This is a genomic window from Flavobacterium humidisoli (assembly GCF_023272795.1).
Taxonomy (GTDB): domain Bacteria; phylum Bacteroidota; class Bacteroidia; order Flavobacteriales; family Flavobacteriaceae; genus Flavobacterium; species Flavobacterium humidisoli.
On sequence record NZ_CP096829.1, the window covers coordinates 1,170,625 to 1,186,218 of the forward strand.

The following is a 15,594-nucleotide window of genomic DNA, read 5'->3' on the forward strand; positions in this document are numbered from 1 at the left end:
TATCAGTGCTTTTCTTGTGATAATTGGAGCTCACAATTTGTGATTTCAAATGCAATAAGCTTTGAATAAAAGTAATTAAAACTTGAAGCCACAACTTATTACCTTAAAGAATTAATTATTTTTATAACCAATCTTCACTCTTTCAGATTCATTTTCTTTTTTCTCCGTTAATTCATCTAGATAAGAAAATACCAATTCAATATTTTTATCATGATTCTCTAACTTCTTCTGAATCTGCAAAATATCTACTTTAATTTCTGTTGTATCTAAAAGCATTTGTCTCACTTTCGTGAATATACGCATGATTTGAATATTGGTTTGAATTGCTTTGTCACTTTTAAGAATGCTAGACAACATCATAACCCCATGTTCAGTAAATGCCATCGGTGCATGTCGCAAACCAATCTTATCGGAATTGGAGGTCACAAATTGTGACCTCCAATTTTCAAACTCTGATTTATTAAGTTCAAACATGAAATCTTCAGGAAACCTTAAGATATTTCTTTTAACGGATTGTTTAAGAACTTTAGTTTCTATTCCATAAAGTAAAGCCAAATCACGATCAAGCATCACTTTTTGACTGCGAATAAAATATATTTTATTTGAAATTGTTTCTTCAGAAAGTAAAGAATGATTATCCATAAGTTTTAATTATAAAAACAAATGTAAGATTTTATTTATATTTATAAATACGATTTAAACTGTTTTAATTTCCCGCGATTGGTTCTTTCTAAAACAGTTTTTCTTGTAAAAGTGAAGTTTAAATTAGGCTCTAAGTATAAATCAATTGCTTCTTTTATTTTTTCAATTTGTTCTGATATTAATTCTTTTTCAGCAACATATTCAATTTCAAAATTATCTATTTTGGTTTGTTTGATGATAAATTCTTTTACATTTCCATCGTCTTCAATTATGCTTTTGGTTACATAATAAAACGTCAATCCAGGAGATTTTTTTCCGCTTGGTAAAATCGCAATGTCGTTGGTTCTTCCAATAAGTTTTTTTAGAATTGGTTTTTGAAGTGTGCTTTTTTCGTCCAAAATTCCGATGTCTCCAATTTCATATCGGATGAAAGGATTTGCTTTGTTAAATAATGAAGTAATCACAATTTTTCCTTCCGTTCCATGTGGAACAGAATTGTTATTTTCATCTAAAATTTCTACAAAAAGGGTTTCGGCGTTAACTTGCCATTCTCCTTTAGGATTTTCGAAAGCAATTAAATCTAATTCAGACGCGCCGTATTCGCTGATAATCGGAATTCCAAATTGTTTTTCTAAGAGCTTTTTATCCGTTTCAAAAAGCATTTCCGAAGTGACAAAACAAGCTTTTAAGGTTGGACAAATTTCTTTTAAGATAATATTTCGCTGTTCTAAAAATTTAGCAAACAAAACAATAGAACTTGTATAACCATTGATATAATCGAATTTTTTCGATTTGAATTTTTTTAAGAATTTTTCTAAAACTTCATCAGATAAATCAAAAACCGGAAAGCGAAAACGATGCGTCAGAAAATCTTTGAAACACTCTTTCTGATAACCAATAAAATCCATTGGAATTCCGTAAAACCGGGCCTGATACGAACGATTAAAATCAATTCCAAACCATCCAAAACGCATCATATTGGAAGCCCAAGTTAAAGCATGAGAGTACTTATCTTTTGCAAAAACAAAAGGAGTTCCGCTTGAACCAGAAGTTTTGTTGAGGTAGATGTTTTTTTTTGAAAAACCTTTGGAAAGTCTTTCTTCTAATGGCTTCTGAAGATTCTGTTTATTCAAAATCGGCAGATCTTCCCAATTTTGAACTGAAGTATTTCCAACTAATTCTTTGTAAAAAGAGTTGTTTTTTAAATGAAAATCAACAATTTCTTTCTTCTTCTTTTCAAGAAATGAAGCATATTCTTCTTCAGAAAAGTGAATAATTTCATCCATCTCGGCTTTGGCTTTCTTTATCGGAAAACCATTTAATTGAAGGGAAATATCAAAAAGGCGAATCATTTTTCAGGATAATTTTCGTCAAAAATAATGTTTCGGAATGATTCAACAACTTTTTAAAGATTTAATTATTTTTTACGTACAAAAGCAAGTATTTTTGCAGCACAACTAAATACAACAACACCATGACAATTTTACTATTGGGATCAGGCGGAAGAGAACATGCATTTGCGTGGAAAATGACTCAGAGTCCGCTTTGCGAAAAACTTTTTGTAGTACCTGGAAATGCGGGAACTGCTGCAATTGCTGAAAACGTTGCAATATCTCCAACTGATTTTGAAGCAGTAAAAGCATTAGTGCTTAAAGAAAATATAAGTTTAGTAGTCGTAGGACCTGAAGATCCATTAGTAAAAGGTATTTACGATTATTTTAAAAATGACGAAAGTTTAAAACATATCCCAGTTATTGGACCATCAAAATTGGGTGCTCAATTAGAAGGAAGTAAAGAATTTGCAAAAGAATTCTTGATGAAACATAATATTCCAACTGCAGCTTATGATAGTTTCACTGCTGAAACAGTTGAAAAAGGATGTGAGTTTTTAGAAACATTACAGCCGCCTTATGTTTTAAAAGCAGATGGATTAGCAGCTGGAAAAGGTGTTTTGATTATTCAAGATCTTGAAGAAGCAAAAACAGAATTGAGAAATATGTTGGTTCATGCAAAATTTGGAACAGCAAGTGCAAAAGTGGTTATCGAAGAATTCTTGGATGGAATCGAATTAAGCTGTTTCGTTTTGACTGACGGAAAAAGCTATAAAATTCTTCCAACGGCAAAAGATTACAAAAGAATTGGAGAAGGAGATACAGGTTTAAATACAGGCGGAATGGGGGCAGTTTCTCCAGTTCCTTATGTTGATGCTGTTTTAATGGAAAAAATTGAAACACGCATTGTAAAACCAACAATCGAAGGTTTCCAAAAAGACGGAATTGAGTATAAAGGATTCGTATTTATTGGTTTGATTAATGTTAAAAACGAACCGATAGTTATTGAGTACAACGTAAGAATGGGAGATCCAGAAACTGAAGTTGTGGTTCCGAGATTAAAATCAGACTTAGTTGAATTGTTCTTATCTGTCGCAGATCAGAAATTAGGAGACTTTAATTTAGAAGTTGACCCAAGAAGTGCAACAACTGTAATGGTAGTCTCTGGAGGATATCCTGAAGATTTCGAAAAAGGAAAAGTAATTTCTGGTTTAGAAAATGTTACAGATTCTATAGTTTTTCACGCGGGAACAAAATTAGATAACGAAAATGTCGTTACTAATGGAGGACGTGTAATTGCTGTAACTTCTTATGGAGATAATTTCCAGGAGGCCATAAAAAAATCTTACCAAAACATAGATAAACTAAGTTTTGATAAGATGTATTTTAGAAAAGATATCGGTTTTGATTTAATCTAAAAAATAAATTTACAAGCCCTTTTTAATTAAAGGGTTTGGTTTTTTTATTTTAAAAATGAATGAGCCGTTGTATCTTGGTTTTCTGTTCCAGCGTCATCAAAAATACGTAATTGTTTAATCCAATAAACGATTGCGCATGCACAGATGATCATAAAAATCCAGTTAATAGTGTTTGCACCAAACCATGTAATTAATTCTAAATGACGTAAAAAGTCAAGAGGAGCAAACAAAATGTTAACAAATAGGTATTGAATTCCTTCAAAAAAAGCTGTCATAATTTTAAAAATTATATGTTATTTATTGTTGTGTAATGCCTTGAAGATAAAATTCGGTAAACCAAATCTTTTTTTCAACTTGTTAGGTTTTTCCTTTTAAACAAGTATTATCTTTACAATCACAAAAGTATAAAATATCCTTATGATAACAAGTGTTTTTAAAAAATCTACACCATTAAATTATTCATTGGTTGTAATTTTAATACTGGTTTTCTTTTTTATGTTCCAAATTAAAGACCCATCTTGGGTTACTTCTTATTTTTTGGCTTTTCAAAAAGTGAGTTTGTTGTGCTTTATTTTGGCTTCTTTTTTTATGATTAATTTTATCGTAAAAAAGAACGGACTTAGTAAAGACAACGGTTACGCGATACTTTTCTACTTGTTGTTTGTTTTATTTTTTCCAACGATCTTTAATGATTCAAATGTTATCTATGCCAATTTTTTCATTTTATTGGCGCTTCGAAGATTAATATCGCTACAATCCCTAAAAGCATCAAAAGAAAAAATATTTGATGCTGCATTTTGGATTTTTGTAGCTTCTTTATTTCAATTTTGGAGTATTCTCTTTATAATATTGGTTTATATCTCTATTATTTTTCACGTTTCAAGAGATTATAGAAACTGGGTCTTGCCTTTTATAGCACTTTTGGCCGTAATAATTTTATTCTACATGACATCATTAATTTTAAATTTTGATGTCATAGCTTTTATTCAAGAAAGAGCTGTAGTCGATTTTAGAATAGATTATTTTAAGAATAATTACGAAAACGCGGCACTTTCTATATACACAGCTGTAGCACTATTTTTTGTTACTTCTATGCTAATGACGCTATCAAACAGACCACAAATTGTACATTCTTCATACAAGAAAGTTGTAGCTTGTTTTTTTATAGCCGCTTTTATTTACATTATTTCACCAAATAAAAGTAACGATTTATTATTGTTTAGTATTGCGCCATTAACGATAATGGCAACAAGTCATGTAGAATACGTACAGCAGAAACTTAACAACGAAATTGTATATTATACCTTGATTGTGTGTAGTTTATTTACTTTTTTCTCTCAATTATAATTTACTTCCGTAAGCAAGATCGCCAGCGTCACCAAGTCCCGGAACAATGTAGTTTTTTTCATTTAATTTTTCGTCTAGAGAAGCAACCCACAAGTGGCAGTTTTCTGGAAGATTTTTTTCGAGGTAAGCAATTCCTTCTGGGGCAGCAATAACAACAACAATGTGTATTTCTGTTGGACTTGCATTTTCTACTAATTTTTTATGAACAGCAACAATTGATTGCCCAGTTGCCAGCATTGGGTCAAGAAGCAGAACGGTTTTATTATTTAAATCTGAAATAGCTTGATATTCAACTCGAATTTCAAATTCGTCATCATTATTTGGATGATATCTGCATGCAGAAACAAAGCTGTTTTCGGCATGATCAAAATAATTTAAAAACCCATTGTGAAGTGGCAATCCAGCTCTTAAAATTGGGCATAATACCAAATCGGCATCAATTTTTGTAGTATTCTTAATTCCTAGAGGTGTCTGAATTTCAACTTTTTTATAAGGCAAAATTTTGCTTAATTCATAAGCCATAATTTCTCCAATGCGTTCAATATTTCTACGAAAACGCATACTGTCGTTTTGAACATTTATATTTCGAATCTGACCTAAAAAATGATTTAAGACACTGTTGTTCTCAGAGATATAATGGATTTTCATACTATTTTTTTATAAGAGCAATTGTTTTTTAAGAATAATTGAAAAATTGATGTTTTTTTTCAAAGTATAAAAGTATAAAAAGTATCTTTGTTTTATAAAAAAATAAAAACATGTTTTCAAAATTAGCATATTCTGTTTTCGAGCAAAGCATCAAAGATTATCACGAGTTTGATAATGTAGATCAGCCGATCAATAATCCTTATCCAAAAGATAAGTTTGAGCATTTGTTATATCTAAAAAATTGGATTGACACCGTTCAATGGCATTTTGAAGATATTATTCGTGATCCACAAATTGATCCAGTTGCCGCATTAACTTTAAAAAGAAGAATTGACGCATCAAATCAGGAACGTACTGATATGGTGGAATATATAGATAGTTATTTTTTACAAAAATACAGTGATGTAAAAGTAAAAGACGGAGCAAAAATCAATTCTGAAAGTCCAGCTTGGGCTTTTGACAGATTGTCAATTTTAGCTTTAAAAATTTATCATATGCATGAAGAAGCTACACGTGCAGAAGCTTCTCAAGAACATAGAGATAAATGCCAAGAAAAACTAAATGTCCTTTTAGAACAAAGAAGTGATTTATCAACTGCAATAGATGATTTACTTACGGATATCGAAAATGGAGATAAATTCATGAAAGTGTACAAACAAATGAAAATGTACAACGATGATGAATTAAACCCAGTTTTATATCAAAATAAAAAATAATAATTTGGCAGACTTGTCTAGCAAAATTAAGCATATAGCCGTCATGAGACTATCCGCGATGGGAGATGTCGCCATGACGGTTCCTGTTTTAGGCGCTTTTGTAAAACAATATCCAACGGTAAAACTAACCGTTATTTCTCGTCCATTTTTTAAACCTTTTTTTGATGGAATTCCTAACTTGGAGTTTTTTGCTTTTGATGAAAAAGAAAGGCACAAAGGTTTTCCAGGTCTTGTGCGTTTATATAAAGACGTAAAAAAACTGAAAATTGATGCTTTTGCAGATCTTCATAATGTTTTACGATCTAAAGTTGTGAGTTTACTTTTCGCTTTAAGCGGAAAAAAAAGAGCAACTGTCGATAAAGGCCGAGAAGGAAAAAAAGAATTGACAAGAGCCGAGAATAAGATTTTCAGGCAATTGCCGACAATGTTTGAAAGGCATGCAAAGGTGTTTGAAAAACTTGGTTTTCCGTTAAATTTATCGAATCCTGATTTTCCTGAAAAAGCTAAATTAAGTGAAGATATTTTAAAAATTATAGGAAGAGAAAATCAAAAGCTTATTGGAATTGCGCCTTTTGCACAATATGATTCTAAAGTTTATCCTTTGGACTTAATGAAAGAGGTAATTTCAATATTGTCCGAAAATAAAGATCAGACCATTTTGCTTTTTGGAGGAGGAAAAAAAGAAATCGAAATTTTAGATTCTCTTGCTCAACCATTTGAAAATGTAATTAATATGGCTGGGAAAATTAAATTTCAGCAGGAATTACAATTGATCAGTAATCTTGATGTAATGCTTTCAATGGATTCTGGAAATGCGCATATTGCAGCAATGCTGGGCGTAAAAGTCGTTACTCTTTGGGGAGCGACACATCCGTACGCAGGATTTTTGCCATTTAATCAAAGTTTAGAAAATGCATTGACTTCAGACCGAAATCAATATCCAAAATTGCCAACTTCAGTTTATGGAAATAAAGTTGTTGAGGGATATGAGGATGCAATGAGGACAATTTTACCACAACAAGTTGTTGACAAAGTTGTGAAGCAGCTCTCATAAGAGATTAAAAAACGAAGCTAAATATTTATAGCAAAGAAAATAACGTCTACAATATTAAAGCTCCAGAGGAACGACATATTTTTTATTATATAGTTGCTTCTCTGGAGCTTTTTTCGTTTGTTTCTATTGAGATTCTAAATATTTTACCCATCTGTATATTGCTGATAAAAATAATTTTTAAGCAATATTTTTGTTTAGATCGTATCTTTCATCAGAATCGAGGAAAGAATATCCGATTGTTTTTTTTCTTTTTTTGTTTACTATAATTGTGACAAAATTATTTTTGTCTTCGGTTGATAATAGAATATGTTCGAATTTATCAGATGAATCTCTATAAATTTTATAAATTAAATCATGATCTTTAATTTTTTTAGATAAAATTTTAGCCGATTTAAGTCTGCTTACATAAGGCCAGATATTAAAGATATTCGAATCTGTCTTTTTTACTTCTATCATTTTTTCGGTCAAAGTTGAATCGTATTTTTCTCTTTCAAGCAACTTCGGACCTTTTTTGTTTTTCATTTTAATAATAATTGCTAGAACGCATAGCGAAGCAGTTACAAAAAACATGATAAATAGATATAGATGAAAGTGTTGTACGTGAGCTGTCATGATATTTAATATTTTAAATGTTTGACAAATTTGATTTAGCTCTACAAATTCTCAGATTAGGAGATTGTGATTGCTATAATTATACCCCTAATTTAATGAAAAATGAGCAATATTTCGATAAAATTTTGCTTTTATTTCAATTAGAGCCAAATCTTCTCATCATGGCAACGACGGTAAATATAGTTTTTTAGATTGGCGATGGTTTCCGGATAATTTGGTGCGTCATAACCGTAGCGTTCATGTTCCATTTGTTCTCTTTCGATGGCATCACATCCTTTTATAACTTCTTTGATCATGTCGAGTAAAGCAAGTTCTTTATTGTCGGTTTTTTGAAATTTAAAATCAACAATTTCATCCTGAAGTTCTTCGCAGTAATCAACCAGCTTCATAACTTCGGGCTCTTCCAAAAGATATTCTTTATTTCTAAAAATTTCTCGTACTGATTTCATATTCAATTAAATTTCAATTTTTTAATTCCAAATTTCAAGGCAGATCTTTGTCAAGTTTTAAACTTTGACAAAGATTAGAAATAACGCAATTAAACAAAAAAAATTCCAAACCCCAATGGTAAAGTTGGAATTTGGAATTTTTGATATTGGGATTTTACAGACTAAACATCGTCGTAATCAACATAAATGGTCTCTGATGTTGGATGTGCCTGACAAGTTAAAATTAAACCTTCAGCAATTTCGCTATCTGTTAAAATAGAATTTTTAGTCATTTCTGCGCTTCCTTTTGTAACACGGCCTAAACAGCTGCTACAAATCCCGCCTTGGCAAGAATAAGGAGCGTCAACACCTTGTTTTAGAGCTGCATCAAGAATAGTTTGTTTTTTAGACATTTCAAAAGTAGTTTCTTCATCGTCTACCAAAACAGTAATTTTTGTATGTCCTTCTTGAGAACCCTGAATTTCATGTTCTTCAGAAGAAGACGTGAACAACTCAAATTTAATAGCAGATTCTTTTACATTTTTCTCTTTCAAAACATTAGAAACGGTGTTAATCATTTCTTCTGGTCCGCAAAGGAAAAACTTATCAAATTGAAGTTCCTTGTGTTTGTTGTTTAAAACAAAATTCACAGCCGATTTTTCAATTCTTCCAAATAAAGCATTTTCAGCTTTTGCTTGGCTGTACACATAATGCACAAAAAATCTGCCTACATATTGTAATTGCAAATCGTGAAGCTCTTGGTGAAAGATTGTGCTTTCGGGAGTTTTATTTCCGTAAACCAATACAAATGAACTTTTTGGTTCATTTTTTAAAACCGATTTTATGATAGAAAGAACTGGAGTAATTCCGCTTCCTGCAGCAAAAGCCGCGTAGTTTTTTTGTCTTTCAGCATCTGGTTCAAAAGTAAATTTACCTTCTGGTTGGCCTACTTCGAGAACATCACCTGCTTTTAAGGTAGTATTGGCAAACTGAGAAAAAAGACCACTTTTTACTGCTTTTACAGCAATTCTTAATTCGCCGCTGTCTGGTGCAGAGCAAATAGAATATGCACGTCTAATTTCTTGGTTATCAAGAGTTAATTTTAAATTTATATATTGACCTGCTGTAAATTTATAGTCAGATTTTAGTTCTTCAGGAACATTAAAAAGAATCGAAACAGCATCTGCAGTTTCGCGTTTAACCTCTTTAATTATAAGTTTTAAGAATGAAGGCATGATAGAATTTTTATGCAAAAGTAGCAAACCACTATTAAAATTTTAGCACGAAATTATTTTTTTTAACTTTTTTTGTAACGTTTTCCTACATTTGGTCTCTTACTACAAAAATATTAAAACCATAAACCATGATTAAGAAGTTTATTTATCTCGAATGGAAGGCCTTTATTAGGTCGGCATCTTTCGGTAAAAATCTGACAATGAAAATAATAATAGGTTTTTTAATGATCTATTTTTCATTAATTTTTATTGCTATGGGAGTGGGTGCATTTTATATGCTTAAGGAAATGAATTTGGAACCTTTGGTAACTTTAAACAAATTTCTAATTTATTATTTTCTAGGCGATTTAGCAGTTCGATTGTTATTACAGTCAATACCTGTATTAAACATCAAACCTTTGCTAGCTCTTCCTTTAAAGAAAACAACCATTGTTCATTTTTCTTTGGGCAAAACCATTTTATCTTTTTTTAACTGGATACATGCTTTATTTTTTATTCCATTTACAGTGGTCCTAATTTTAAACGGATACGATGTTGTACAAATTATTTTTTGGCATTTGGGAGTAATGTCTATTATTTACATTAACAATTTTCTGAATATTATTTTAAGCAACATAGATAGATTATTTGCTCTTTTTCTACTGCTAATTGTAGTTCTAGGAGGTGCACAGTATTATCAATTATTTGATATTACGCAGTTTACAACTCCATTTTTTCAAAGCTTTTATGAAATAGATGGATTGTTTTTGATTCCGATTCTAGTATTAATTGCGTTGCATTATTTTACATTTAAATACTTCGAAAAGAATTTATATCTCGATGCAGGACTTTCTGTAAAACACGATGTTGCCTCTACAGAAAATCTTTCTTGGCTGAATCAGTTTGGTACTTTGGGGACTTTCCTTAAAAATGACATTAGACTTATCAAAAGAAATAAAAGATCAAAAACCACTATAGTAATGAGTGTGATCTTTTTATTCTATGGATTGATTTTTTTCGGAAATACACATCAACCGGCTGCTATGCAAATTTTTGCTGGAATATTCGTTTCAGGAGGATTTCTATTTGTATTCGGACAGTTTGTACCCAGCTGGGATAGTTCGTATTATCAATTAATGATGACACAGAATATTCCGTATAGAGGTTATATTACTGCAAAATGGTGGCTAATTGTAATTGCTACTTTTATTTCTACAATTCTATCATCTTTTTATCTTTTTTTCGGATGGGAAGTTTATCTAACTATTGTAGTTGGTGCAATTTATAATATTGGCGTAAATTCTCATTTGGTACTTTTGGGAGGTGCTTTTACTAAAACACCAATTGATTTAAGCAGTGCTGGTGGCGCCTTTGGAGATAAAAAAGCATTTAATGTAAACTCGATGCTTCTGTCTTTGCCAAAAATATTCCTTCCTTTATTATTGTATTGGCTTGGACTTCGTTTTGCAGATAAAACTGTAGCCTTAAGTTTGGTTGCAGGAGCTGGTATCTTGGGCTTTATATTTAAAGAGAAAGTGTTTTCAATAATCGAAAAGAGGTACAAAATAGAAAAATACAGTACAATAAGTGCTTATAAACAAAAGGGTTAATTAGATAAATTGTCAATTTGAAAATGAGATAATTATCTCTTTTAAATCTAAAATCTGAAATCAACAATCTAAAATTATTATGATACAAGTAAATCAGCTTTCAAAAACATATAACGGAACAACAGTTTTAAATATTAATAATCTAGAAATCCCAAAAGGACAAAGTTTTGGATTGGTAGGAAATAACGGAGCAGGAAAAACAACTTTTTTCAGCTTGCTTCTTGATCTCATCCAGCCTTCAACAGGATATATAAAAAGTAATGACATTCAGGTAAATACGAGCGAGAATTGGAAATCTTTTACAGGATCTTTTTTAGATGAAAATTTCCTTATCGGATATTTAACTCCAGAAGAATACTTTTATTTTATTGGTGATTTACGCAATCAGAATAAGGCAGATATTGATGCATTGCTAGCAAAACACGAGGAGTTTTTTAATGGAGAAATTTTGAACAATAAAAAATACCTTCGTGATCTATCAAAAGGAAATCAGAAAAAAGCGGGTATTATTGCCACACTTATTGGTAACCCTGAAGTTGTAATTTTGGATGAGCCTTTTGCCAATCTAGATCCTACAACAGTAAGTCGATTAAAAAAAATCATCAAAGAATTAGCCGACGATCCAAATGTAACTGTTTTGGTTTCAAGTCATGATTTACAGCATACTGTAGAAGTCTGCAATCGTATTGTCGCGCTTAATAAAGGCGAAATTGTTAAAGATATTCAGACCTCAGAAGAAACCTTACAAGAATTAGAATTGTTTTTTGCTGTGTAAGAATTTCTATATTTCAAAAAGAAGCGTATTTTTACAAATGAATATACTAAAATCAATTTTTAGTAGTTATCTGTTTTAAACTCTTTTCTATTGAAAAAGAATACTCTTAAATATAGTTTTACTTTCGTTTTTTTATTCTTTTTGATAGCTTGTTCTACCAAAAAAAATACCTTTTTGGCTCGAAGTTCTCACTCGATCGGGACAAAATATAACATTCTTTACAATGGAGGAATTGGTTTAGACAAAGGTTTAAAGTCAATTCAGGCCAATAACGAAGATAATTTCTGGAAACAACTGCCCATTGAAAAAATGCAGTTCGACGAAAATTTTTCTGAAGCCGAAAAAGCAAAAAATCCTGATTTTGAAAAGGCAGAGACCAAAGCTACAAAAGCCATTCAAAAACACTCCATGAATATTGGCGGAAGAGAAAGAAACTGGCAGATTGACGAAGCCTATCTTATGCTTGGAAAAGCAAGATATTATGATCAGCGTTTTATACCAGCAATTGAGGCTTTCAATTATATTTTGTACAAATATCCAGAAAGCAATAATATTTATACGGCAAAAATCTGGCGTGAAAAAACCAATATGCGTTTAGGTAATGACGCTATTGCTCTTAAGAATATTAAAATTTTACTTAAAAAAACAGATTTAGATAAGCAAACTTATGCAGATGCCAACGCACTTTTGGCAGAAGCTTTTCTAAATCTGGAACAAAAAGACAGTGCTGTTTCTAAACTTAGAGTTGCAGAACAATTTACTCGAAATAATGAAGAACGCGCAAGATATCGTTTTATCCTTGGCCAAATGTATCAGGCAGAAGGAAAACGTGACAGTGCCATTTATTTTTATGATGCGGTTATTGATTTAAACAGAAAGGCAGATCGCAAGTACATGATGCACGCTTACGCCAAAAAAGCACAGATGTTTGATTATGGAAAAGATAATGATACAATTTTCTTAAAAACATTTAATAAATTGGTGACTGATCGTGAAAATCGTCCTTATTATGATGTTCTTTTTTATGAAATGGGAGTTTATTATGATAAAAAGAAAGATCAAGAAAACGCATTAAAATTTTACAATAAGTCTTTAGGAAGAAAATCTAAAGATCCGTATTTAATGGCTTCTGCTTATAGAAACATTGGAAACATGTATTTTAAAAATACAGATTATTCGATGGCGGCAAAGTATTATGATAGTACTTTGGTTAAACTGGATCCTAAAACTAGAGAGTTTGCATTTATAGAAAAAAACAGAAAAAATCTAGATGATGTAATTAAATACGAAGCTATTGCAAAACGCAATGATAGTATTATTAAAGTATATAACCTGCCACCAAACGATAAGAAAGTTTATTTCGAAAATTATATCGCCGAACTTAAAAAGAAGGACGAAGCAAAAAAACTTTTAGAAGAAAAGGAAAAAGAACGATTAGCCAATATAGACCGAAACTCTCAAGCAGATTTTGCAGGAAATGGAGCTGTTAATCCTAATTCTTTAGGTAAACCAGTAGAACCAGAAGGAGTTGGAATGCCTCCTGGAGGAAATGATAATGCCAGTTCATTCTATTTTTATAACCCAACAACAGTTGCTTACGGAAAACTACAGTTTAAAAAAATGTGGGGTAACAGAACTATGGGTGGAAACTGGCGATTGGCTGGAGTGCGATCTGCAAACGATGCTGCAATGAACGATACTATTAATACAAAAGAAGTTGCGAACCCACTGAATGATACAATTGTTCCTGAAAAATATACAGTAGCTTATTATGTAGAACAACTGCCAACTTCTCAAGCTGCTATGGATAGTATTGGTAAAGAACGCAATTTTTCATACTATCAATTAGGACTTATATATAAGGAGAAGTTTAAAGAATATAATTTGGCTAGCGACAAACTAGAGCAACTACTTCAGAACAATCCCGAAGAAAAACTGGTATTGCCATCAATGTATAATTTGTATAAAATTTATCAAATTACAAATCCGGCAAAAGCTGAAGCTATAAAATCAGAGATTTCATCTAAATATCCAGATTCGAGATATGCGCATATTTTAAACAATAAAGAAGACGATCCAAATTCTAGTCCAGACAAAGAATATCAAAAATGGTATAAACTTTTTGAAGAAGAACATTTTGATGAAGTCTTGGCCAATATTGATAATCTAATTAATCAATACTCGGGAGATGATATTGTTTCAAAATACGAATTGCTAAAAGCCAATACTTTAGGAAAAGTATATGGTTTAGAAGCCTATAAAAAAGGACTTGAGAACGTTGCAGATAATTATCCGAATAGTGAAGAAGGTAAAAATGCAAGAGAGATTTTAGAAAAACAAGTTCCTGTTTTGGAGAAACTTAACTTTACAACAACAGATACTAAAAACTGGAAAATAGTATATCGTGTTGCAAACAATGATACAAAAGCGGTTAAAAGAATAGAAGAAGCAATTAGAGTGTTTTTATTAGTTGAAAACTACGAAAGATTGACAACATCTCTAGATAAATACAATAAAACAGAAAGTTTTGTAGTTATTCATGGTTTAAAATCTGAAGCTTATGCAAATGATATTGCTGGAGTTTTCAGAGAAGATAAGAAATATAAAATCCCAGATCAAGCAATAATTATATCAAATGATAATTACAAAATTGTTCAGATTAAAAAGAATCTAGACGCATACCTTACCCCGAAAACCCCTTAAATCTTAACCGCCATGTTTGAAAAAGTAAAAAAAAACGGAACTGAACAATTAGGAAAAACCAATAGAATTGTTGAAGGAACATCAATAGTAGGAGATATAGTCTCTAAAGCCGACTTTAGGTTAGACGGTGAATTGATAGGAAATTTTACTTCGCAGGGCAAGATTGTGATTGGAGCAAAAGGAGTTATCAAAGGAGAAATTATCTGTAACAATGCAGACATCGAAGGAGAATTTCATGGAAAAATAAAAGTTCTTGAAACCCTTAATATTAAATCGACTGCTCAAATTCATGGAGAAGTAGCAGTAGGAAAACTTTCTATAGAACCAGGAGCTGACTTTACAGCAACCTGTACTATGCTTGCCCATTCAAATACAGTCATAATGCTAGAAGATGGAAAAGGAGCCGAATAATAATAGAAGAAATAAATGGTTGGCATTTATTAATATTCCCTTTCAAATGGGAGTAATCATTTTCGTATTCTCTTATTTCGGAACCTGGCTCGACGAGAAACATCCAAGTCCAAAAGTATATTATAACACCATTTTTGTATTAGCCGGTGTTGGAGTTGCATTGTACAATGTAATCCGACAAGTAAACGATATCAATAAAACAAAGTAGTTTGTAAATAAAAATGCCTTGAGATAAAAGTTGCATCTTTGCACAAAAATTATTTTAAATGCTTTCAAAAAATTACAAACCAGTTTTTTATTTGTTATGTCTTGCTTTAGGAACTTATAGTATTCATAAAGCCGTTTTTTTATTTAGTGAAATTAGTACGGAGAAGTTTCATTACAGTTTAGAAATACTGTATTTTTCTTTCTTCGCGATTTCGTCTTTATTATACCTTATATTATTAGTAGTAAAAAAGAAGAATTTTGAAATTGTCGGAATGGCATTTTTATTTGGAACTTTTACACAAATGTTATTAGCCTATTTATTTCTTCAGCCGATCTTAAAAAACAAAACGGGAGAAAGCAATGTTGAAAAAGTCAGTTTTTTTATAACATTTGTGCTGTTTTTGTTATTTCAGACGCTTTTAACTGTCCGATTATTAAATGAAAAGCGTTAAAATAACAATTCTTTAAAACAAGGTTT

General features: G+C 31.1%; 17 protein-coding genes. 10 read left to right on the forward strand and 7 right to left on the reverse strand.

All coding sequences use genetic code 11. The features are described from left to right. Positions 1 to 111: 111 nt before the first annotated feature. Entirely contained in the window at positions 112 to 642 is a 531-nt protein-coding gene (locus M0M44_RS05360) for an ORF6N domain-containing protein (RefSeq protein WP_248728844.1), read from the reverse strand. A 41-nt stretch (positions 643 to 683) separates the two neighbouring features. Then, positions 684 to 1,994 carry a phenylacetate--CoA ligase family protein gene (locus M0M44_RS05365; RefSeq protein ID WP_248728845.1) on the reverse strand — a complete coding sequence of 437 codons (1,311 nt, stop codon included), beginning with the start codon at positions 1,992 to 1,994 and terminating at the stop codon, positions 684 to 686. Positions 1,995 to 2,116: 122 nt separating this feature from the next. On the opposite strand from M0M44_RS05365, the gene purD reads away from it, so the two are divergent. Further along, on the forward strand, positions 2,117 to 3,391 hold the full coding sequence (gene purD / locus M0M44_RS05370) for a phosphoribosylamine--glycine ligase (RefSeq protein ID WP_248728846.1): 1,275 nt from the start codon (positions 2,117 to 2,119) through the stop codon (positions 3,389 to 3,391). 44 nt (positions 3,392 to 3,435) lie between these two features. On the opposite strand, the gene M0M44_RS05375 is transcribed toward purD, so the two are convergent. After that, positions 3,436 to 3,666, reverse strand: a complete 231-nt coding sequence (locus M0M44_RS05375; RefSeq protein ID WP_041519835.1) for a DUF6341 family protein — start codon at positions 3,664 to 3,666, stop codon at positions 3,436 to 3,438. 142 nt (positions 3,667 to 3,808) lie between these two features. Between M0M44_RS05375 and M0M44_RS05380 the strand changes: the two genes are divergently transcribed. Continuing rightward, positions 3,809 to 4,738: a DUF6427 family protein gene (locus M0M44_RS05380; RefSeq protein ID WP_248728847.1), complete on the forward strand. Its 930-nt coding sequence runs from the start codon at positions 3,809 to 3,811 to the stop codon at positions 4,736 to 4,738. On the opposite strand, the gene upp is transcribed toward M0M44_RS05380, so the two are convergent. Beyond that, positions 4,733 to 5,386 carry a uracil phosphoribosyltransferase gene (gene upp, locus M0M44_RS05385; protein ID WP_248728848.1) on the reverse strand — a complete coding sequence of 218 codons (654 nt, stop codon included), beginning with the start codon at positions 5,384 to 5,386 and terminating at the stop codon, positions 4,733 to 4,735. The two genes, M0M44_RS05380 and upp, sit on opposite strands and share 6 nt — an antisense overlap. A gap of 110 nt (positions 5,387 to 5,496) precedes the next feature. On the opposite strand from upp, the gene M0M44_RS05390 reads away from it, so the two are divergent. Together M0M44_RS05390 and M0M44_RS05395 are read left to right on the forward strand one after the other, a co-directional pair. After that, the gene (locus M0M44_RS05390; RefSeq protein WP_248728849.1) at positions 5,497 to 6,102 is read left to right on the forward strand and encodes a DUF4254 domain-containing protein; all 606 of its coding nucleotides are present in this window, start codon (positions 5,497 to 5,499) and stop codon (positions 6,100 to 6,102) included. Positions 6,103 to 6,145: 43 nt separating this feature from the next. Continuing rightward, positions 6,146 to 7,156, forward strand: coding sequence for a glycosyltransferase family 9 protein (locus M0M44_RS05395; RefSeq protein WP_248728850.1), 1,011 nt, complete (start codon positions 6,146 to 6,148; stop codon positions 7,154 to 7,156). 177 nt (positions 7,157 to 7,333) lie between these two features. Here M0M44_RS05395 and M0M44_RS05400 read toward each other — a convergent pair whose 3' ends face one another. The 3 genes from M0M44_RS05400 to M0M44_RS05410 all read right to left on the reverse strand — a co-directional run bounded on the left by M0M44_RS05400 (position 7,334) and on the right by M0M44_RS05410 (position 9,431). Continuing rightward, positions 7,334 to 7,678, reverse strand: coding sequence for a hypothetical protein (locus M0M44_RS05400; RefSeq protein WP_248728851.1), 345 nt, complete (start codon positions 7,676 to 7,678; stop codon positions 7,334 to 7,336). 230 nt (positions 7,679 to 7,908) lie between these two features. Then, positions 7,909 to 8,217, reverse strand: a complete 309-nt coding sequence (locus M0M44_RS05405; protein ID WP_248728852.1) for a hypothetical protein — start codon at positions 8,215 to 8,217, stop codon at positions 7,909 to 7,911. Positions 8,218 to 8,378: 161 nt separating this feature from the next. Continuing rightward, positions 8,379 to 9,431, reverse strand: a complete 1,053-nt coding sequence (locus M0M44_RS05410; protein ID WP_248728853.1) for a ferredoxin--NADP reductase — start codon at positions 9,429 to 9,431, stop codon at positions 8,379 to 8,381. Positions 9,432 to 9,559: 128 nt separating this feature from the next. Between M0M44_RS05410 and M0M44_RS05415 the strand changes: the two genes are divergently transcribed. The 6 genes from M0M44_RS05415 (at position 9,560) to M0M44_RS05440 (ending at position 15,568) form a co-directional block, all read left to right on the forward strand. After that, positions 9,560 to 11,020 (forward strand): DUF5687 family protein, encoded by a 1,461-nt coding sequence (locus M0M44_RS05415; RefSeq protein WP_248728854.1) that lies wholly within the window; start codon positions 9,560 to 9,562, stop codon positions 11,018 to 11,020. A 79-nt stretch (positions 11,021 to 11,099) separates the two neighbouring features. Then, entirely contained in the window at positions 11,100 to 11,795 is a 696-nt protein-coding gene (locus M0M44_RS05420) for an ABC transporter ATP-binding protein (protein ID WP_095930598.1), read from the forward strand. Positions 11,796 to 11,885: 90 nt separating this feature from the next. Then, entirely contained in the window at positions 11,886 to 14,498 is a 2,613-nt protein-coding gene (gene porW, locus M0M44_RS05425; RefSeq protein WP_248728855.1) for a type IX secretion system periplasmic lipoprotein PorW/SprE, read from the forward strand. A gap of 12 nt (positions 14,499 to 14,510) precedes the next feature. Next, positions 14,511 to 14,909: a bactofilin family protein gene (locus tag M0M44_RS05430; protein WP_248728856.1), complete on the forward strand. Its 399-nt coding sequence runs from the start codon at positions 14,511 to 14,513 to the stop codon at positions 14,907 to 14,909. Next, positions 14,890 to 15,117, forward strand: a complete 228-nt coding sequence (locus M0M44_RS05435; protein WP_095930601.1) for an AtpZ/AtpI family protein — start codon at positions 14,890 to 14,892, stop codon at positions 15,115 to 15,117. The genes M0M44_RS05430 and M0M44_RS05435 overlap by 20 nt, the downstream gene beginning before the upstream one ends. A gap of 58 nt (positions 15,118 to 15,175) precedes the next feature. Next, entirely contained in the window at positions 15,176 to 15,568 is a 393-nt protein-coding gene (locus M0M44_RS05440; protein WP_248728857.1) for a hypothetical protein, read from the forward strand. Positions 15,569 to 15,594 lie beyond the last annotated feature (26 nt).